The sequence below is a fragment of the Leptospirales bacterium genome, from assembly GCA_019694655.1.
In the GTDB taxonomy this organism is placed as follows: Bacteria; Spirochaetota; Leptospiria; order Leptospirales; family Leptonemataceae; genus SSF53.
Genome location: JAIBBN010000013.1, coordinates 33147 through 51747 on the forward strand (window position 1 = coordinate 33147; position 18601 = coordinate 51747).

Sequence of the window (18601 nt, forward strand, 5' to 3'; positions counted from 1 at the left end):
CTATGGAGATAAGCCGGCGCACGGTTGTGCGGCTGAAAATGAATCGGCGCCAATATTGATTGGATGTCGTCATCAGTCCTGGCTCATTGTTGCAGGCGAATAGGATGTTCGGCAACGAGTCGTGCGCTGATTTCGGCGCGAAGCTCACGCTGACGAACGGCAAGCGCTTCGCCAATCAGCCGACGACGCAAGCGCTCTGCATCACGGCCTGCCAGTCGCGGATTCTGCAAGGCCGCCGTACGTAAATCGGCGGCGCTCGGTCCAGCATCGTGTAGCGCGCGCTGCAGGCTGCTAAATCTTCCGCGTTCATAGTAGTAGTAGTCTTCTAACAACTGTTCGATTCGGGGGGCCAGATAGCTCGCAGCCTCGGACGATTCGAATATGCCAAGCCGGAAGCCCTCGGCAATTGCCAGCCGACGCAGGGCCAGGCGACGCAGGGCCAGGTTGCGAGCTTCCGTTGCCATTCCCTGCAATGCAACAGGTCCCAGTTCTTCCCCGGATCGATTGACCAGATGCAAATCGCCCTCGAAGACGCGGGCGCCGCCAGCCTCGGCCAATTGCGGACCGCGCTCGCTCCCGTAAGCGCGCTGCTGCAAAGCTTCCAACAGGTTCTGCACCCTTGAACGGCAGGACAGCGCGGCAGCGGCAAAGAGCAGCAAGACACAGGCAAGCCGGAGGCGCCGCCAGCAATGAAAGCTGCAGTTCATACTGCCAGGTGCTTGGTCAGGCGGGGAATGTGAAAATTTTGCGAAAACCGCCGCAGCGACCGCGATCAACGTATACTGTCGCCCCACGGCGACGCGGCCGGCCCCTGACGACGGAGTCGCTGCGGATCATCAGCGGGCTGGGGGGCGGGTCGCACCTCGTCCCACGAGGACGGCGGAGCGGAAGGAGACGGACGCTCCGCGTCGGGAGAAGTCCTGGGAGATGGCGAAGCAGGCGTCGGCGAGGGCGTCGATTGATAGGGGCGGCGAAGAGTAGAGCCGCCGCTGGATGGTTGTTGGTTGCGAAGAAATTCCTCCCGCTGCTCGCTTGAGGGTGGATTGCGATGGCGATTTCTGCTGCCGCTAAGGCAGAGTCGCCCGCCGTTAAACAGAACAATAGCCAGGATAATCAGCCCTACCGGTATGCGCTTTTTTGTAGAGGACTTTGGCTTCGCGGATGACTCTATCCTGTGTTTTGCAAGCGTCTCGCCTAAGTCAAGACGCCGACGAATTGAGGACAGTCGCGCATTGTAGTGACTCAGGTCGCCCTGTCGCAATTGCGACCACTGAAAGGCGCTGTAAATGTGCTCGCCAAATACGGACGGAACCGGGACGCGCTGCTCCAGCTCGGCCAGCAGCGCGGCCTCCAGTTGTGCGCGTAGCTCAAAATTTTCGTAGGTGTCGCGCGTCAGAGCGCGATCAAACAAAGCGACGGCGTCAGCCTCCTGTCCGGACTCCAGGTACTGGCGCAGTTGAGCGAGGAACATTTCGTGTTCCAGACGAGCATCATAATAGGGACGGCGAAGATCAAGCTCTGACTCAGGCGGAGCTCCTGGCATTCCGCCGGATGGCTGATCGTTTGCTGGCGACGGCGCAAGCTCCGGCTCTTCTACAAACGGAGGCAAGTGCGCATTCGCGGACGACCAAACTGGAGGCGGCGGAGGCTGATCTTGCCATTCAGGTCGCGGACTTACGTCAAGCGTGGAAATACGCAAATCTTCTGGCCGTAGTTCGCGCCCTTCGACCAACGACTTGAGAAGTTCGTATGACTCGCGCAGCCGCATAAAAGCCGCCGGGTCCTCATCAGCATTGATTTCTTTCAGTCGACGCGCATAGGCGCGTCTGAGAACGGCTGGATCTTTGGTTGGCTTGATCGCCAGTTGTTGCCAGGCCTCTCTGCACGAAATCATGACGCGTTCAGAGAAAAGGGTTCTCTTCCAGCTGATCCAACTGCTCGTTTAGCCGCAGCCGCCAGCGTTCGATTTCCAATTCGTCCTGCGTCTCCAGTGCATGATGAAAGGCGTTGATCAACTCTCCCACGCGCTGCCGGCGCTCGCCCAACGTTTCCTCGTACATGCGCCGGGCGCGGGCCAGCACCGTCATGTTTTCCATATCCTCGCGCGGGTGAAGCTTGAGTTTTTGCAGGCCCTCAAGTATCCGCCGGATGTCGCTTTCACTGAGCGAACCGGGGCTTTCCTGGATGAGTAAATTTTCATGTTTGCCCGTAGAAATCACCGTGGCATCAACCTCGAGCAATCCACTGGGATCATAAGTAAAACGTATCTCGACCTGTTCCTCGCCCTGTCTTCTGGCGGGCACCTGCACCTCAATCTTGCCCAGAAAAATGTTCTCTCGCGTGTAGCGGCTCTCGCCCTGGTAAACCATCAAATCCAGCGTCCGCTGATTGTCCCGCACTGTACCAAAAGTGCTGGAGCGACTGGCCGGAATGACCGTGTTGCGTTCAATTAGGGGCGAAAAGAAGCCGGGTTCAATTCGATCTGGATAGACGTCGGCAACCTCGATACCCAGGCTGTAGGGTGCCACATCGGTCAACACAACCTCGCGCAACGCAGAATCGCGCTTGCGCAGTCCGGCCTGTACGCCGGCGCCGAGAGCGATGGCCTCATCGGGCGGAACCGAGAAAGATGGAAAGCGGCCAAACATTCGGGCCACCATGTCGCGCACCAGAGGCATGCGCGTGGCGCCGCCCACCAGAATGATGTCGTTCAGTTCCGCAGCACGAATGCGTGCATCGCGCAGCGCCCGTTCTACCGGCGAGCGCATGCGATCCAACAATGGTTGGCACAATTCGGCCAGAACATCGCGATCGATACTCATCTGCCATTCCCGCCGCTCATCTTCAAAGCGCATTACTGTCTGCGCTTCCTGGCTCAAAGCGCGACGCGCCATCTCCGCCGCTCGTAAGAGTCGATTCCAGAGCGCCGCGTCACGCTGTATTGCCGCCGGCTCCTGCTTGTGTTCGCGCAGGAACCGCTGCAGTAACGCCTCGTTGAAGTCTTCGCCGCCCAGCATATTGTCGCCGGCGCTGGCGCGCACTTCAACCACGCCCTCAAAAAACTCCAGCACGGATACGTCAAAAGTGCCGCCGCCCAGGTCGAAGACCAGCACGCGCGTCTCGAGCTGTTCCTGGGCGCCAAAGGAAAGCGCTGCTGCCGTGGGTTCATTGAGCAGTCTGTCTACTTTCAGGCCGGCCAGCTCGCCAGCCAGGCGCGTGGCGCGCCGCTGAGCATCGCGAAAATAGGCCGGGACCGTTATGATCGCCTCTTCCACTTTTTCGCCGACAAAACGCTCGGCGTCCTCTTTGAGCGATCGCAGAACCAGAGCCGAGAGTTCTTCGGGCCGGTAGTCGCGATTGCCGAGACGCTGGGTGCGCGGCGAGCCCATGTAGCGCTTGAAATTTGCCGCGCTGGACTGCGGATGCGAAACCAAACGATCGCGCGCCGCCTTGCCGACCAACACGGCGCCGTCCTCGCTCAGGCTGACCACCGAGGGCGTGATATTCTCGCCCAACGCGTTCGGGATCAATTCTGAGCGGCCATTGCGAAACGCCGCCGCCAGACTGTTGGTGGTGCCCAGATCGATGCCAATCATCATACGCGTGCTGCCGCCAGAAGAGCGTCAGCAGAGATTTCACGGACCAAAGCGGCAAGGGGAAAACGCCAGAAAATGCCATTATCGCACGGCGCTGGCCGGCCCCTCTGGCGAGGAGGCGCTCCGGAATTTGTGTACTTTGCTTGAATGTCCCGACCATGATGCGCTGTTGCAATACGCGCCCGCTTTAGCCAGTTGCCGTCGTTTTGAGCGTTCGTATACTCTTGAGCAAGAAAAAGCCCACGATGGCAAAGGTGCAGACCGGTGAAACCCAGTCGGGGATGTGAAAGCCGAAGGCGTGAGCAAGCATCACTGCGCCAAGGACAAGTACGCTGTACATGGCCCCATTTTTTAGAAACTGCAGTCGTTTGATTCTCTCAATATTCCCAAGCGTTAGTTGTCGCACTACAATGGCGCCGAGTCCATTGCCCAGCAGAATCAGCGGAACAGACAGAGTAAAGGCGAAGGCGCCCAATACGCCGTCGATGGAGAAACTGGCATCAATAACTTCCAGGTAAAGAATCTTGCTGATGTCCGAGCGTGGGATAGCGCCGTGCAGCAGCTCCTGCTCGCCCTCCTCGGCGTTTTGTTTGAAACCGTGCGTGATAAAAAAGACGCTGGAGCCAACTACTGCGCCAAAAGCCATCATCGTATTGGATTGCAGAGCGAACCAGACTGTCGCGGCAAGAATCAGCGACACCAGGGCGTAGAACCAAACGCCGGCTCGCAGAAAGAAGCTTTCATGCGGCAGTCCGATGCTCTTCTCTTCCAGGAAGAGCCAGTAAAAGAAAAGAAAGATCAGGAAAATCCCGCCGCCAGCGAGCAGGATTGGAGCGCTTTGTTCAATCGATCGATGGACCGCCGGGTCGCTGGAAAAGGTCGCAGTCAATGCGCCGCCCGGTCCGAGCGTCGGGTTCACGGCCCAGACGATGCCCCACGGGAGCAGTCCGCGAATCAAGAACACGGCGATCAAAATGCCCCATGTCAAGAACCAACGTCTGGCGCGCTGTCCCATCGTGGACAGAACCTCGGCGTTGATGATGGCGTTGTCGATACTCGATATGGTCTCAAAGAGACAGAGTCCAGCTACGACCAGAACTACTGAAACAACCGACATAGCGCAGTCCAGCGGGCCGCCCTTGGACGCGTAGTAAATCTAAATTTTGAGCGGGGGCGGCAGGGCGAGGGCTTCGGAAAGCAGGGACGCTGGACCCTGAGCGGTTGTTAACGATCTGTGATCGCAAAGGATGGCTTGCAATTTTGCTGGGCTGCATTGCGACACAGGTCGCGTTTGGTCCATGAGCAATCCGTTCTCTTCGGCTGCGCCCTGGACGCTGGTGGCGCCGGGCTATACGCGCCGCACGGCGCCGATGCTCGCCGCCTATTCTCGTTTTGCAATCGAGCTACTCATGCCCCTGCCGGGCGAACGGGCGCTTGATGTCGCCGCCGGTCCCGGCACCCTGGCCTTGCAACTGGCGCCAATGGTGCAAAAAGTGGAGGCCATCGATTTTTCTGAAGCGATGATTGTCGAACTCCAGCGCGGCTGCAGGGAACAAGGACTTTCGAATGTGGTCGCTCAACAAATGGACGGTCAGCAGCTGAGTTTCCCCGATGAGAGTTTCGACCTGGCCTTCTCGATGTTCGGCCTGATGTTTTTTCCGGACCTCCAGCAAGGATTGCGTGAGATGTTGCGCGTGCTACGACCGCGCGGGCGCGCCGCCATTTCTAGCTGGGGACCCATTGCCAACTCGCCGCTGATGCAACTGATGTTTGGCGCGCTGCGCGCCGCCGATCCGCAGATGCCCGCGCCACAGAGCGGTATTGCCAGCCTTGAGAATCCGGAGTTTTTCAGGGAGCAACTGCGCCTTGCGGGTTATATCGATATTGCGATCCACAGCCATGCCCCGATCGTCGCGATTGCCGATGCTGAGTCTCTGTACGAAGCGATGGTCGAAGGTAGTGCGCCGATTCAGTGGATGAAAAACAAGATGAGTAACGAAGACTGGAAGCAACGAGACTCAATTATGCACGATTATGTGGTCCAGCATTGGTCAGCGGCGGGCGCGCTCTGCTCGCAGGCCTACATTGCCGTCGCCAGGAAGCCAGGCGGAACTGCGCAGTCATCTCAGGCGTGAATCTGTATGAGCGTTGAAAAGAATGTAATACTCGCGGTCGACGACAACCGCGCTATTTGTGAGGCGATCCGCGAGATATTTGCCGGGGCCAGCTGGCGCGTTGAGGCCGTCTACGACACGGCGCAGGCGCGCAGTTTTCTGCAGCGGCGCAGCGCCGAAGTCGCTCTGCTGGTGCTGGATTGGGAAATGCCTGGCGAGAGCGGTTTTGAATTCTTGAAATATGCCAAGGCGCAAAAGGAATTGCGCCTCCTGCCAGTCATCATGCTCACCGGGCGCACCAGCCCGGCCGATGTGGAAAGCGGCATCGCTGCCGGCGCCCTCTATTACGTTACCAAACCCTTCGATCCGCGCGTGCTGAGAGTGCTGATGGAAACAGCGCTCGCCGACTTCCAACTCGTTCGCGAAGGCAAGGCCAGACCGGAGTTTCCCTTTGATCATTGTACCGAAGCGGGTTTTGAATTTCGGACCCTCGAGGAGGCGGCGGAGGTGGCCGTATTCCTCGCTGCACTGACGCCGGACCCGGATAGCGCACGCCTTGGTCTTCATGAACTCCTGGTCAACGCCGTAGAACACGGCAACCTGTCGATCTCCCACGTCGAAAAGAAAGAATTGCTACGCACCGGCGGACTGCGCGCCGAAATCCGCCGCCGGCTGGCCGATCCGCAGTATGCCTCGCGCCTCGCCAGCGTTCGCCTGCGACGCATCGATGGTCACGCCAGCTTTACCGTCCGCGATCAGGGCGCCGGCTTTGACTTTCAAGAATTCCTTACTTTCTCTGCTGATCGGGCCTACGAACAGCACGGACGCGGCATAGCCATAGCCCGGGATCTCTGTTTTGATGTGCTGGAGTACCGCGCCCCGGGCAACGAACTCACTGCCATCATGAAGCGAAAAACGGCGCCCCTCGCTGAAAACTGAAAACGAGAGTCAGACGGGGCGGGGTGGATCGATTCAAACTGGCGGGGCAGCCGTCTCCTGACGGTTATTCGGGCAGGGCAAGTTTCTGCACCGCCGCCACCACGCTGGCCGGTACAAAGGGTTTGACCACCCAGGCGCTGACGCCCGCCTCTCGGCCCGCTTGTTTCTTTTGCGGGTCTGATTCCGTGGTCATCATAATCACCGGAGTAAAGCGGTAATTTTGATAGGCGATTTCCGTCTTAATCGTGCGCGTAAAATTTACGCCGTTGTCCCCGGGCATATTGTAGTCGCAGAGAATCAGATGGAGCTTTACACCGTTGAGTTGGCGGTAGGCATCCTCAACGCTTGAGGCTTCCAGCACAGAAAAGCCGGCGGCCTCAAGCGCTTGACGGACCACCGCCCGAACCGGCATAGAATCGTCGATCGTCAGGACGGTGCGCATATCCGTTTCGAAACCCCGCGCTGCTGGACGTCAATCCGGAGCCCGTATTTGTCGATCAGTATGTGAAGCCAAAGAGATGAATCAATTATGGTAGTTCTTCAACAAGACGGCCAACGCATCGCTGAACTATCGGGCGAAGTGACTGTGGATCGGGCAGCAAGCTTGCGCAGCGAGCTGCTCGGCGTTTGGCCAATTGATGAATTGCGCCTGAATGGGGTTTCTCGAATCGACCTGGCCGGACTACAATTGCTGGCCGCCGCAAAAAAGATGGCGAAGAGCGAAGGCCGCCGGCTCGTTTTCAGCGCACACAGCGATGCGGTACTGCGTATTCTCGATCTAACGGGCGCCACGGCGGCTTTCGGCGATCCGCTGCGCATCCCCGCCGCCAGACGAAATGACTACGGCTTTGGCTATGGAGTTCGCGCCAGGAAGAAAGGCCAATGAACCTGGACAAGGCGCGCCTGCTTTTTTTTGAAGAGAGCAATGAACTGCTGACACGCATGGAGGCTGACCTCCTGCAACTGGAATCTCAGCTGGAAGACCAGGAGTTGATTGCCTCGCTATTCCGAGCAGCGCATACGATCAAGGGCGCCGCTGGAATTTTTGGCTACCACGACATTACCAACTTCGTTCACTGCATGGAGCATCTGCTGGCCGAGTGGCGCGAGGGCCGCTCGCAAGCGTCGGCTGCCTCAGTGCAGCGATTGCTGGAAGCTCGCGACCTGAGTTCGCAGATGATCCAGGATGCAATGGCGGATCGCGCTGAAAGCGCCGAACTTGCCATGCGACGAAGACAACTGATGGAAGCCTTAATGGCCCATGCCGCCCAGGGACCGACGACTGGACCGGCATCGCAGCCCGAAGCGGCCGAGCCTGATGTCCCGGCTAGCGATCAAGGCGCCCTGTTTCAATTTGGCTGGCGCATTGCTTTTCAACCAGAGCGCGGCGTCTTCAAACTCGGGCTGGATCCCCTGGCGCCGCTGCGCGAACTTGCGACACAGTCAAAAATTGAAGATGTTGAAGTCGACTTTGCTTCTCTGCCAGTACTGCGCGATCTGGATGCCGAACTTTGCTATCTCTCCTATAGCGCAAACCTCAGCGGAAGCGTAAGCCGGCAGGACATTGAAAGTGCCTTCGAATTTTTCGATGGCGTTGCCAATTGGAAGATCTCAGAGGGCGCGGCCGATAGCGTGCGAGCCAGCGAACCCCTGCTGCGCAGTCAGAGTGCAGCGGACCTGCCGCGGTCAGAAATTGAAGCTGCGGCGCGGTCCACCGCTGCGTCGCCCTCCGATCGACCGCAGCCCGTCGACCGATCTGCCGCTGCCGCCGCCGGTTTTCAAGCCCCCGGTGCGCGGTTTCTGCGCGTGGAGAGCGGAAAACTTGATCAACTGGTCAACCTGGTCGGCGAGCTGGTGATTGCCGGGGCCAACATCAGTCAGCTGGCAGCGGCCCGCAACGATCCGCAACTCAACGAAGCGTCGGCTTCGATCCTGAGGATGATTGCCGAATTACGCGAGCAATCGTTGCGCGTACGCATGGTGCAGCTGGGCGAGACCTTTGCCCGCTTCCAGCGTGTAGTGCGCGATCTGGGCGCCGAAACCGGTAAGAGTGTACGCCTCTCCATCAGCGGCGGAGAAACGGAACTGGACAAGACGGTCGTCGAAAAGATCGTAGATCCGTTGATGCACCTGGTGCGAAACGCCGTGGATCACGGCCTTGAGCGCCCGGAGGAGCGCGAAAGCGCCGGCAAACCGCGCGAAGGACTGATCGTCCTGCAGGCCTATCAGGAAACGGGCAGCATTGTCGTCGAAGTACGCGACGACGGTCGCGGCTTTCGGCTGGAGCGTATTCTGGAAACCGCGCGGCGCCGAGGCCTTGTGGAGGCGGGAGCGCAGCTGGATGAACAGCAGATTTTAGCGTTGGTCTTTCAGCCTGGTTTTTCCACAGCGACCGAACTCAGTACCATCTCCGGTCGCGGCGTCGGATTGGACGTCGTTCAGAAGAATATCGAAGCCTTGCGCGGCAGCATCCAGATTGAGAATCAGCCCGACCACGGCAGCCTGACGCGCATACGACTGCCGCTCACTTTGGCCATCATTGAAGGCTTTCAAGTCCGGGTGGGTCAGGCGCGCTACATTCTGCCAATGGATATGGTGCTGGAGTGTGTGGACGCTCCTGAAGATTCAGCAACCGGGATTCTCAATTTGCGGGGCGAGGCTCTGCCTTGCGTTCCGTTGCACGCGCTTTTTGGCGAAAGCGGCAGCGGGCGAAGCGTGGTGGTGGTACAGTACGGCGCGCGCAAGGCCGGACTGCTGGTCGACGAACTGCTTGGAGAATTTCAGACTGTGATCAAACCGCTGGGGCGGCTTTTCGCCGGCGTGCGCGGTATCAATAGCGCAACGATCCTTGGCGACGGCGCGGTGGCCTTGATCCTCGACGTGCCTTCCCTCGTCGAGCTGGCAGCGCGCCACGAAGCTCATTCCGTCGTCGCCGGAGGCCGCACATGAACGCGGAGCAGGTACAGCTTCTGCGCTTTCGCGTGGGCGAGAGGCATTATGCCCTGCCCGTTGAGGCGGTCAAAGAAATCATTCCCTTCAGCGACATCACGCGCGTCCCGCGCACGCCGCCAGTTGTGCGCGGCGTGATCAATCTACGCGGCAATGTCGTTCCGGTACTCGATCTCGCGGTGCGAATGGGACACGGGGAGATTGCGGCCGATTCGCTCAGTTGCGTCCTGATCATCGGCGACGATGAGCAACCGACGGACAACGAACTGGGTCTGCTGGTTTCAGCTGTAGAGGTTGTCCTGCAAACCGCTCCAGACGAATTGCAATCCCCTCCGCAGTTCGGCCTGGGAGCGCCGCATCATTTTGTATCGCGCATGGCAGCGCAGGATGGCGTATTTGCTCCGATTTTGGATCTCAGCCGCGTCGCAGACATCGATGAACTGGCCCTCAGCATCCATGAAGAATCAGAGCGCCAGCGAATTTGAACGCTGGCCGGCGGCGTGGACTGCGGTCAGTCTACGCGACGACGAGTTTCAGCGCTTTGCCGACCTGATCAGCGAGGCCGCTGGCGTTCATCTGGCCCCGATCAAGAAATCGCTGGTACAGGGTCGACTTTCCGCAAGGTTGCGCGCGCTTGGCTGCACAGATTTTCTCAGTTACCACAACATCTTGCAGCAGGACCACGCTGAACGACAGCGAGCGATTGATCTTTTGACGACGCACGAGACTTCTTTTTTTCGACATTCTTCACATTTTGAAGCTCTGGCTGAAATGGCCCGGCGTTCCGATTCCGCCGAATTCCGCGTTTGGAGCGCGGCCTGCTCCAGCGGGGAAGAAGCCTACAGTATTGCCATGATTCTGGCTGAGCATTGCCGCGGGGCGTGGAGCGTGGTAGCTACCGATATCAGCCAGGGCATCCTGGCGCAGGCGGCGCGCGGGGAGTTTCGCATCGAACAAAAGCAACAGGTGCCGCCGGCCTTGCTCAAGCGTTACTGTCTGCGCGGCGTGGACCAACGAGCACATCTGATGAAGATTTCACGCCAGCTTCGAGAGCGAGTTCGCTTCATGCAGGCCAGCGTTCTGGCGCCGCCGCCCTTTGGCGAATTGTGCGATGCCGTCTTTCTTCGCAATGTAATCATCTATTTTCCGGAGTCAAATAAGCAGCGTGCGTTGCAAATTGCGATTTCTCGGTTGAAGCGCGGAGGTCGGCTTTTTCTGGGCGGCTCCGAATCGCTGCGGCCGCAACAGCCCGGCATGCGCATGGTGCAACCAGCGGTATATAGCAAACAATGAAGTTCGTTGCCGAGGGAGATGTTTACCTGAAGCCCGGCGAAATGGCCTGGGCCGAAGCCGGTGTGCGCATCCGCACTGTACTGGGAAGTTGCGTAGCAATTTGTTTCTGGCATCCCGAGCGACGCAGCGGCGGAATGGCCCACGTTATGCTGCCCGGGCGCGCCTCGCCCGCCCCTCAGCTGGACGGCCGGTATGCTGATGAAGCGATGGCTATTATGGTAAAGCAGATGAGGCGCCACGGAGCGCCGCAAGAGTACATTGCCAAGATATTTGGCGGGGCTTCGCTGCTGGCCGGACTCTATGGCAGAAGCGCAAGCGTCGACGTCGGGGCGCGTAACATAGAGCGCAGCCGGCAGCTGCTGGAGGAGCACGGCCTAATGCTTCAGTCCAGCGATCTGGGCGGGCAAGTTTATCGTCGGCTGCACTTCGAACTCAGCACCGGCGATGTTTGGCTGAAGCGCCTGCCGCTGCATGTTCCGACAGGCGCCCAACGATGAGCGAAACGCAAAGCACAGTACTGGTCATTGACGATTCCGCAGTAGTCCGCGAGGTGCTCTCTTTCGTGATTCAGAGCGATCCATCGCTGCGTCTTCTGGGCACGGCTTCCGATCCGATCTTCGCCTTGCAGAAGATGAAAGAAGAGTGGCCGGATGTCATCATACTGGATATCGAGATGCCGCGCATGGATGGCCTTACTTTCTTGCGTCAGTTGAGTAAACAACGGCCGACGCCTGTCGTACTCTGTTCTTCGCACGCCGAAAAGAATGCCCGCGTTACTCTCGAGGCTTACTCCCTGGGAGCGGCGGAAGCCATTGCCAAACCAAAGTTCGGTCTGCGCGATTTCCTCAGCGAATCCGCAGAGGAAATTCTGCGCGCAGTGAAGTCCGCAGCGCGCGCTGATGTGCGCAAACTCTTTCCGCTGACAACGGGCGCGCGCCTTGCCGCGCCCGTCTCCGTTGTGCAGCCCGAACCTGCCATAACCGTCGCCCGTGAGGCGACTGTCGAACCCGCCGCAGCCGGCAGCGCCTTGATACTGATCGGGGCCTCCACCGGCGGAACAACGGCCCTGGAACAAATTCTCAGCGAACTGCCGGCAGGCTGTCCGCCAATTTTGATCGTCCAGCATATGCCCGAAAATTTTACGCACGCTTTTGCCCAGCGCCTGGACCAGCGTTGTGCGCTCACCGTACGCGAGGCGGCCGACGGCGAGACGTTGCAGGCCGGACTCTGTCTGCTGGCTCCCGGCGGGAAGCATATGCGTCTTTCGCCAGGCGGTCGCAACGTACAAATATTCGATGGGCCGCTGGTGAATCGGCACAGGCCGTCCGTCGATGTTCTATTTGAGTCCGCGGCCCGTCGGCCGGAGACAGGCGGCGTCCTGGCGCTGCTGCTCACCGGCATGGGAGGCGACGGTTCCAGAGGACTTTTGCATCTGCGCGAGGCCGGGGCCATGACCATCGGCCAGGATCGAGAAAGTTCCGTAGTCTACGGCATGGCAGCCGAAGCTATGAAATTGGGCGCAGTGCAGCAGGAATTGCCGCTGGCGAGGATGCCGGCGGCCATCGTTGAATTTGCAGCGGGACGGCGACGCGCCGCAGGGTAGCACAGATATGAAGTGGATCTACAACCTCCGACTCTGGCAGAAGTTTCTGATTCTGGGGGCGGCGCTGGGCTTCTCACTGGTTTTGCTGGTATTCCTTCTGATCAGTGCGCGTTCCGTACAGATCGACTTTGCGCGCTGGGAGACCTACGGCAATCGCTACTTGCGACCATTGCGCCAGGCGCTGGCGCCGACGCTGGACTACCGCCGCCTGAACACCGCTGGACTGCAGGATACTGACAACGCGGGCGCACAGCGAAATGCCAGTGCCGCCAGTATCGATGAGTCCTTTCAGCGACTGGAAGAGGTGAACGCCGAACTGGAAAACGAACTGGAAACGACGCAGGCGGCCATGCGAGCGCGTAATCGCGAATCTCTGCGACCAACGCAACTGGCCGCGCGCTGGCAAGAATTGCAGGGACGCAGTGAACGCGGCCAGTCTTCACGCGACGAAGTCACACGCTTGATCAAGGATCTGCGCGGACTGTACGCTCACGTCGGCGATACTTCAAAGCTGATCCTTGATCCAGATCTGGATACCTACTACACGATGAGTGTCACCCTGATTCGGCTGCCAGACTACTGGGAGGCTGCTTCCGATCTGAGCGATCTGGCCGAGCTTGCGGCAAACAAGAAGAACCTGGAGTTCCGGGAGCGCGCCGAGCTGCTGCGATTGGCGGCCGTTGTGCGCTCGCACAGTGAAGCGATTCAATCCGAACAGGAGCGTGCATTCACGGAAACGCGCAATTTCTCTGGCAGCGCAACTCTGGAAGAAAAGACCGGTCCGCTACTGCGCAGCTTTCTGGCTGAGAATGAAGAGCTGGTTTCATTTATTGAGAAGAATATCATTCAGAAAGAAAGCGCCGAAGCCTCGCCCTCCGAGGTTAGAAAGCGCGGCGAGAAGGCGTTGGACGCAAGTTTTCGGCTCTTTGACACGGCGCTTGATGAACTCGACGACATGCTGGAAACGCGCATCGGCGGCTTTCGCCGCAGCATGTATATGATATTAGCAGCCGTCGCACTCTCGGTGCTGGTGGCCGCAACGCTGACAGTGTTGATGCTCCGTCAGATCCTCTCTCAAATCTCCAGCGCCATGGAACTGACCGGCAAGCTTTCAGAGGGCGACATGAGCGCGCGCGTCGAGGCCCGCAGCCGCGACGAAATTGGCCGCATGCTTGGGGCGCTCAGCAACATGGCGCAGAGACTTTCTGATATCATTGACGAGATTCGCAATTCCGCCGAATCGATGGCCACGGCTTCCGATCAGGTCAACGCTACCGCCCAATCGCTGGCCCAATCCTCCAGCGAGCAGGCTGCCAGCGTGGAAGAAACCAGCGCCAGTCTGGAAGAGATGAACGCCAGCATTGCACAAAACGCCGACAACGCCACAACCACCGACGACATTGCCACGCGCACCGCCAATGAGGCCCGCGATGGCGGCTCGGCAGTGCAGGAAACGGTGCAGGCAATGCGCAAGATTGCCGAAAAAATATCAATTATTGAAGCCATAGCCTACCAGACCAACCTGCTGGCTCTGAACGCCGCCATCGAAGCGGCGCGCGCCGGCGAACACGGCAAAGGCTTTGCCGTGGTGGCCTCCGAAGTACGCAAGCTTGCCGAACGCAGCCAGGTGGCAGCGCAAGAGATCGGCAGTCTGGCATCCGGCAGCGTGACCATTGCTGAGGGCGCTGGTCGACTGCTCGATCAGATTGTGCCGAACATTCGTCAAACGGCGGATCTGGTGCAAGAAATCAGCGCGGCCTCGCGCGAACAGACCTCCGGCGTCCACCAGATCAGCCTGGCCATTGAGCAGCTGGAAAAGGTCACGCAGCAAAATGCGTCAGCCTCGGAGGAGCTTGCTGCGACGGCCGAAGAGATGAACGCTCAGGCCGCGTCGCTCCAGAATATGATGTCATTTTTCCGGGTCCAGGAACGACGCGGCGCCGCGCCACGTACGCCCAACGCGCCACCGACTGGCCTCAGCTACGCGGCGCCCGCGCCGGTTGCGAGCGACGACGATGCCGGATTTGAGCGTTTCTGACTCGCGCCTGGCCGGGCAGTTCCTCACACTGCGCATTGCCGGCCGACTTTGCGCGATGCCCATCGCCGCCGTGCTGGAAATCATCGAGCGCGCCAGCCTGACCGGCATCCCCGCCAGTCCGCCCTTTGTCGCCGGAATGATGGACATGCGCGGCCGACCGGTGCTGGTACTCGATCCTGCGCAGCGGTTCTTTGGCGCACCTACGATGCCTACACGCGCCAGCTGCATTGTTCTCTTACAGGAGGGCATGACTCCGGGAAAAACGCTGTGCGGCCTCCTGGTTGACAGCGTGCACGATGTCATATCGCTGCAAGATACTTCGCCGGCTGAATTGCCGGACATGGGCTACAGCGCTCAGCTGCAATTCCTGGAAGGCGTGGCAACGATTGGCGGCGAAGTAATTTTCGTACTCAAGCCGGAGGCGATCTGGACGCGCGAGGAGATACAGGCGCTAGATCTGCCGCGCGATTGAGCTAGAAGAAGGTTATGTCGTCAGCGGGCAGGCCCTCGACATCCATTACCGTAAAGATTTCGACTTCGCGCGCCTTGCCACGCAGGGTTTGAGTGCGAAACTTTTTCAGAGGAAAGATTTCGCTTACCTTATCGTAAGTGCTGCGATCAAGCAGCAGGTCGACATTAGCCTTTTTGGTAAGCGATTGAAGGCGACTGGCGGTATTGACCAAATCACCGATGACGGTGTATTCCATGCGTCGATAGGAGCCGACGTTACCGGCAAAGACGCGACCGGTGGTAATGCCCATGCCAATGCGTATGTCTTCTTTCAGGTAAGGCGGCTTGGCCTGGTTAAATAGCTTGGTCATGCCGCGAACGGCGAGAGCCGCGCGCACAGCGTTCTCTGCATCCTGCGGCGATCCAAAGGGGCAACCGAAGGTGGCCAGCAGCGCATCGCCGATCAGCTTGTTTACCGAACCGTGGTTGCTGAATATCAGATCCATGATATCCGTAAACAGTATGCTTAACAAATCGGCCACGTGACGGGGATCAAGATTTTCGCTAATGCTGGTAAAGTTGCGAATGTCAATGAAGAGGATGGAAGCAATCAGGCTTTCGCCGGCCACGTTGGCAAGGTCGCCGCTAACAATTTTACTGACCACATCATCGGAGAAATACTGCAGCAGCAATTTGCGTTCGCCAAGCAGGCGATTCTTAGCTTCCTCGAGTTCGACGCGCTGTCGCTCGCGCTTTACTGTGCTGCCAATGCGCAGCAAAAGTTCGGCCATGCTGAAGGGCTTGCGAATGATATCTACCACGCCGCGGGCCAGCGAAGTAATGACCATTTCTTCATCTGGATGGTCGGCCAGGAGCAAAGCCGGGGCCTCTTCCAGATTCGGATGCGAGCGGACTTCGTCCAGCAAATCCAAACCCTTGGCGTCTTCCACGATCTCGGCGACAATGATCAGCGTTGGCTGGATGCGCAGCATAGCCTCGACGAGGCCGCTGCGCTGGCGGTGAAAGAAGACTTCATATCCCGTTATGGCCAGAAGCTGTTCGAAGCGTGCAACTGTCTCATCATCGCTATCGACGATTAACACCCGGGGTCGCGCTTCGCTCATCCCGGCCAGTTGCGCGGCAGGCGCTCCGCCTTGCCTATCAAAATCAGATACTCGCTGAGCCTTCCGCTTGGGATCTGACTCCATTGCCCGGTCCATTGCATCGAGCGCATCACATGGTCGCGATGGCTCTTTTCGAAGACCCTGAATTCATAGCCAAGGTCGGAAATCATGCCGGCCAGATCGTCGCGCGAGACGCGGCCCTGGCTGCTGTAAGAAAGCAGCAAATAGGCGCAACGTGCGCTGCGTAAAGCGCGCTCCATTGCCTCCAGCGCAATCCATCGTCCGCTTTCTGGATTTCGATGATATTCTTCAAATATGGAAGAGCTCGTCGGATCCGAGCAATCGGCGCGGCGCGCCGCTCTGCCCTGGACGCTGGGTCGATCATTGAGGCAAAGCGTAGTCCAAACATGATAGTAAGAGGCATAGCGAACGCGCGACGGCGGCATGCGCTCATTGCCGGAGCCGTAGGGCGGATCAAGGTAGATCAAATCGGCGCTCTCGCTTGCCAGAAGATCGAAGAGGTCGGAACGCAATACGCGATGTCCCTGCTGGGCGGCGGCCGGAATCAACAATGGCAAGCGTAGACTGAGCGTTTGGTAGGAGCGTGAGGCCCAGCGTTTCAAGTAGCTGACCTGATGGCCAACGCTGCTATCAACGCGGTCCAGCGCCAGAATCAAGGCAGTCAGTAATACGCTGCGTTGGATTTCGCTGAGCGACAATCGATCAAGTTCCGAGCGAATTGCATCCAGCTTACGCGTGTTCTGCCATTGCCAGAGCTTCTTACGACCATCGCCGGCGTCGGAACAAACCTGGCTGCCATCGCCGCCGTAGTGCTCGCTGAACCAGCCATGTTCGGGCGGAAGCGCGTTCAGATAGGCAAGTAAGGGAGCATAGAACTCCTCGTCCTCAGCGCTTAACAGGTAGCACTGGCCGAAAACCTGCGACCACACGGCAATATCATTGGCTGTAGTCCGCAAGCCATTGCGCGCCAGAGCCTGTGCGACGCGCGTGCTGCCGGAGCATGCGTCAAGGGCCGTCCGCACTGGCAAACGCGAGACAATATTCAATATGTCTGGAATCAGCTTCCGCTTTGAACCGGCATACTTAATACCTTCTGTGCGAAAGTCAAGGGCAGGTGCGGAATCCGCCGGGTCAAGCGCTGACAATGGGGGCATGAAATCGGCCGGACTGACATTGGCAGCAGGCAACGAGCTCGGCCACGGTCAATGGGAAACCAATATTAATTGAATCAAGCGATTCGAAATTAGTTGTCGCCGATTGGCTCAATATTGTATGTAGATGAATATTATCTTAACTTTTAAATGCTGCTAGCGGAATTGGCTATCTTGACGGAATGGGACTACCTGGCACTATGGCCCGGAGATGTCTCTTTTTTGCTTTTCTGAATCCTCACTAATTGAACCTGCGGCCGGCACGACATCGTACAGCTGTGACAAGGTGCGCCGCATGACTGATAACTTCCAGGTCCGAGTTACGAGGCGCTTACCCCCCTGCTCGCCCTGCTGCGTAATGTTACGCCGGCACGCTTAGACGCTGTCAGCAAGGAACCATTCATCTCCCTGACGCCGAGCAAGGCGCTGGCGAAGGAGCGCTGCCAGTTGCGCGGCGATGCCGCGTTGCACTGGCTGCGATTCTTTGCTCTCGACGGCCTTGCAGCGACGGATCTAAAACGAAAGAATTTCATCGCCTGACCCAACGTATTCGCAGCTGACGCCGCCATTATCGTTTGCTGAAAAATTCACAAAAGGGCCCCGTTGCGCATCGTTAAGCCAATCGGACGCTGAACAGCGTGCGAAAGGAGCAAGGCGTGAATTGTTGGCAACGGCGTAGCAATGCGGCGCCTGCTTTGATTATGGTCGCATGGGCGCTGGCAGCCGGGTCGCTGCAGTGCTCTTCCAGCGCTCCGGAAGCATTCAACGAAGAGCAGTGGCGCAGCTTCAACGAGGCCCAAACTTTCTACCGCAACCAAAAATTTGATCAGGCGGCGGCCCTGCTGGAGGCGCTCTACAAGGAACGGCCAGACTCAGTAGAAGCGGCAGTACTTCTGGCGCGCTGTCGCTTCTACACCAGACAGTTCGATCAGGCTGAGAAAGCCCTACAGACTTTCCTCAATCGCGACGCTGACAACCCCTACGCCCTGATGTGGCTGGGCAAGACATTGGCCGCTCAGGATGCCCGGCAAAGCGAGGCGGCCGCCATTTTCAGACGCATCTTGCAGCGCGATCCCGAAAATTACGTAGCTCACTACTATTTAGGAAGGTGCCTGGAGTCGCAGAACGAGCTGCGTCCAGCTCTTGCCGCCTACCAATCGGCGCTCGGCGCCGACTATCAGCTTTCGCGCATCCACCTGCACATGGGTCGACTCTTCGAGCGCATGAACATGCCCGAGCGCAGCAGCGAGCATTACCGGATGGTCCGCGCCCTGAATATTAACGCGCGTGATGTCGCCGCTGCGTCCGACGAAGGCGGTTGAT

18 protein-coding genes are annotated in these 18601 nt (G+C 58.7%); 11 read left to right on the forward strand and 7 right to left on the reverse strand.

The window, feature by feature from the left end:
• Nucleotides 1-83: 83 nt before the first annotated feature.
• From K1X75_14910 to K1X75_14925, 4 genes are all read right to left on the reverse strand, one after another.
• Nucleotides 84-605, reverse strand: coding sequence for a hypothetical protein (locus K1X75_14910; protein ID MBX7059352.1), 522 nt, complete (start codon nucleotides 603-605; stop codon nucleotides 84-86).
• A 167-nt stretch (nucleotides 606-772) separates the two neighbouring features.
• Nucleotides 773-1894, reverse strand: a complete 1122-nt coding sequence (locus K1X75_14915) for a hypothetical protein (protein MBX7059353.1) — start codon at nucleotides 1892-1894, stop codon at nucleotides 773-775.
• A gap of 7 nt (nucleotides 1895-1901) precedes the next feature.
• Nucleotides 1902-3599: a molecular chaperone HscC gene (locus K1X75_14920; GenBank protein ID MBX7059354.1), complete on the reverse strand. Its 1698-nt coding sequence runs from the start codon at nucleotides 3597-3599 to the stop codon at nucleotides 1902-1904.
• A gap of 184 nt (nucleotides 3600-3783) precedes the next feature.
• Nucleotides 3784-4713: a DUF475 domain-containing protein gene (locus tag K1X75_14925; GenBank protein MBX7059355.1), complete on the reverse strand. Its 930-nt coding sequence runs from the start codon at nucleotides 4711-4713 to the stop codon at nucleotides 3784-3786.
• A gap of 181 nt (nucleotides 4714-4894) precedes the next feature.
• Here K1X75_14925 and K1X75_14930 point away from each other — a divergent pair, with 181 nt between their 5' ends.
• Both K1X75_14930 and K1X75_14935 read left to right on the forward strand, forming a co-directional pair.
• Nucleotides 4895-5731 (forward strand): methyltransferase domain-containing protein, encoded by an 837-nt coding sequence (locus tag K1X75_14930; GenBank protein ID MBX7059356.1) that lies wholly within the window; start codon nucleotides 4895-4897, stop codon nucleotides 5729-5731.
• A gap of 6 nt (nucleotides 5732-5737) precedes the next feature.
• Complete coding sequence (locus K1X75_14935) at nucleotides 5738-6649, forward strand: response regulator (GenBank protein MBX7059357.1); 912 nt, start codon at nucleotides 5738-5740, stop codon at nucleotides 6647-6649.
• A gap of 64 nt (nucleotides 6650-6713) precedes the next feature.
• Here K1X75_14935 and K1X75_14940 read toward each other — a convergent pair whose 3' ends face one another.
• Complete coding sequence (locus K1X75_14940; protein MBX7059358.1) at nucleotides 6714-7091, reverse strand: response regulator; 378 nt, start codon at nucleotides 7089-7091, stop codon at nucleotides 6714-6716.
• An 87-nt stretch (nucleotides 7092-7178) separates the two neighbouring features.
• On the opposite strand from K1X75_14940, the gene K1X75_14945 reads away from it, so the two are divergent.
• The 8 genes from K1X75_14945 to K1X75_14980 are packed head-to-tail and all read left to right on the forward strand — an operon-like array spanning nucleotide 7179 to nucleotide 15004.
• Nucleotides 7179-7535, forward strand: a complete 357-nt coding sequence (locus K1X75_14945) for an STAS domain-containing protein (protein MBX7059359.1) — start codon at nucleotides 7179-7181, stop codon at nucleotides 7533-7535.
• Nucleotides 7532-9598: a chemotaxis protein CheA gene (locus tag K1X75_14950; protein ID MBX7059360.1), complete on the forward strand. Its 2067-nt coding sequence runs from the start codon at nucleotides 7532-7534 to the stop codon at nucleotides 9596-9598. The genes K1X75_14945 and K1X75_14950 overlap by 4 nt, the downstream gene beginning before the upstream one ends.
• The gene (locus K1X75_14955; GenBank protein ID MBX7059361.1) at nucleotides 9595-10083 is read left to right on the forward strand and encodes a chemotaxis protein CheW; all 489 of its coding nucleotides are present in this window, start codon (nucleotides 9595-9597) and stop codon (nucleotides 10081-10083) included. Before K1X75_14950 ends, K1X75_14955 begins: the two co-directional genes overlap by 4 nt.
• Entirely contained in the window at nucleotides 10055-10891 is an 837-nt protein-coding gene (locus tag K1X75_14960) for an SAM-dependent methyltransferase (GenBank protein MBX7059362.1), read from the forward strand. Before K1X75_14955 ends, K1X75_14960 begins: the two co-directional genes overlap by 29 nt.
• Complete coding sequence (locus K1X75_14965; protein ID MBX7059363.1) at nucleotides 10888-11388, forward strand: chemotaxis protein CheD; 501 nt, start codon at nucleotides 10888-10890, stop codon at nucleotides 11386-11388. Before K1X75_14960 ends, K1X75_14965 begins: the two co-directional genes overlap by 4 nt.
• Complete coding sequence (locus K1X75_14970; protein MBX7059364.1) at nucleotides 11385-12494, forward strand: chemotaxis response regulator protein-glutamate methylesterase; 1110 nt, start codon at nucleotides 11385-11387, stop codon at nucleotides 12492-12494. The genes K1X75_14965 and K1X75_14970 overlap by 4 nt, the downstream gene beginning before the upstream one ends.
• 7 nt (nucleotides 12495-12501) lie before the next feature.
• Nucleotides 12502-14532: a HAMP domain-containing protein gene (locus tag K1X75_14975; protein MBX7059365.1), complete on the forward strand. Its 2031-nt coding sequence runs from the start codon at nucleotides 12502-12504 to the stop codon at nucleotides 14530-14532.
• The gene (locus K1X75_14980; protein ID MBX7059366.1) at nucleotides 14519-15004 is read left to right on the forward strand and encodes a chemotaxis protein CheW; all 486 of its coding nucleotides are present in this window, start codon (nucleotides 14519-14521) and stop codon (nucleotides 15002-15004) included. Before K1X75_14975 ends, K1X75_14980 begins: the two co-directional genes overlap by 14 nt.
• Before the next feature lies 1 nt (nucleotide 15005).
• On the opposite strand, the gene K1X75_14985 is transcribed toward K1X75_14980, so the two are convergent.
• Together K1X75_14985 and K1X75_14990 are read right to left on the reverse strand one after the other, a co-directional pair.
• Complete coding sequence (locus K1X75_14985; GenBank protein ID MBX7059367.1) at nucleotides 15006-16106, reverse strand: response regulator; 1101 nt, start codon at nucleotides 16104-16106, stop codon at nucleotides 15006-15008.
• Complete coding sequence (locus K1X75_14990) at nucleotides 16103-17173, reverse strand: DNA adenine methylase (GenBank protein ID MBX7059368.1); 1071 nt, start codon at nucleotides 17171-17173, stop codon at nucleotides 16103-16105. Before K1X75_14990 ends, K1X75_14985 begins: the two co-directional genes overlap by 4 nt.
• A gap of 761 nt (nucleotides 17174-17934) precedes the next feature.
• Between K1X75_14990 and K1X75_14995 the strand changes: the two genes are divergently transcribed.
• The gene (locus tag K1X75_14995; protein MBX7059369.1) at nucleotides 17935-18600 is read left to right on the forward strand and encodes a tetratricopeptide repeat protein; all 666 of its coding nucleotides are present in this window, start codon (nucleotides 17935-17937) and stop codon (nucleotides 18598-18600) included.
• Nucleotide 18601 lies beyond the last annotated feature (1 nt).

Bases quoted from the DNA above. Each gene is read 5' to 3' on its own strand.
- K1X75_14915 (MBX7059353.1), bottom strand. From the start codon at position 1,894: ATGATTTCGTGCAGAGAGGCCTGGCAACAACTGGCGATCAAGCCAACC.
- K1X75_14985 (MBX7059367.1), bottom strand. From the start codon at position 16,106: ATGAGCGAAGCGCGACCCCGGGTGTTAATCGTCGATAGCGATGATGAG.
- K1X75_14940 (MBX7059358.1), bottom strand. From the start codon at position 7,091: ATGCGCACCGTCCTGACGATCGACGATTCTATGCCGGTTCGGGCGGTG.
- K1X75_14935 (MBX7059357.1), top strand. From the start codon at position 5,738: ATGAGCGTTGAAAAGAATGTAATACTCGCGGTCGACGACAACCGCGCT.
- K1X75_14965 (MBX7059363.1), top strand. From the start codon at position 10,888: ATGAAGTTCGTTGCCGAGGGAGATGTTTACCTGAAGCCCGGCGAAATG.
- K1X75_14960 (MBX7059362.1), top strand. From the start codon at position 10,055: ATGAAGAATCAGAGCGCCAGCGAATTTGAACGCTGGCCGGCGGCGTGG.
- K1X75_14925 (MBX7059355.1), bottom strand. From the start codon at position 4,713: ATGTCGGTTGTTTCAGTAGTTCTGGTCGTAGCTGGACTCTGTCTCTTT.
- K1X75_14920 (MBX7059354.1), bottom strand. From the start codon at position 3,599: ATGATGATTGGCATCGATCTGGGCACCACCAACAGTCTGGCGGCGGCG.
- K1X75_14930 (MBX7059356.1), top strand. From the start codon at position 4,895: ATGAGCAATCCGTTCTCTTCGGCTGCGCCCTGGACGCTGGTGGCGCCG.
- K1X75_14945 (MBX7059359.1), top strand. From the start codon at position 7,179: ATGGTAGTTCTTCAACAAGACGGCCAACGCATCGCTGAACTATCGGGC.
- K1X75_14955 (MBX7059361.1), top strand. From the start codon at position 9,595: ATGAACGCGGAGCAGGTACAGCTTCTGCGCTTTCGCGTGGGCGAGAGG.
- K1X75_14970 (MBX7059364.1), top strand. From the start codon at position 11,385: ATGAGCGAAACGCAAAGCACAGTACTGGTCATTGACGATTCCGCAGTA.
- K1X75_14950 (MBX7059360.1), top strand. From the start codon at position 7,532: ATGAACCTGGACAAGGCGCGCCTGCTTTTTTTTGAAGAGAGCAATGAA.
- K1X75_14975 (MBX7059365.1), top strand. From the start codon at position 12,502: ATGAAGTGGATCTACAACCTCCGACTCTGGCAGAAGTTTCTGATTCTG.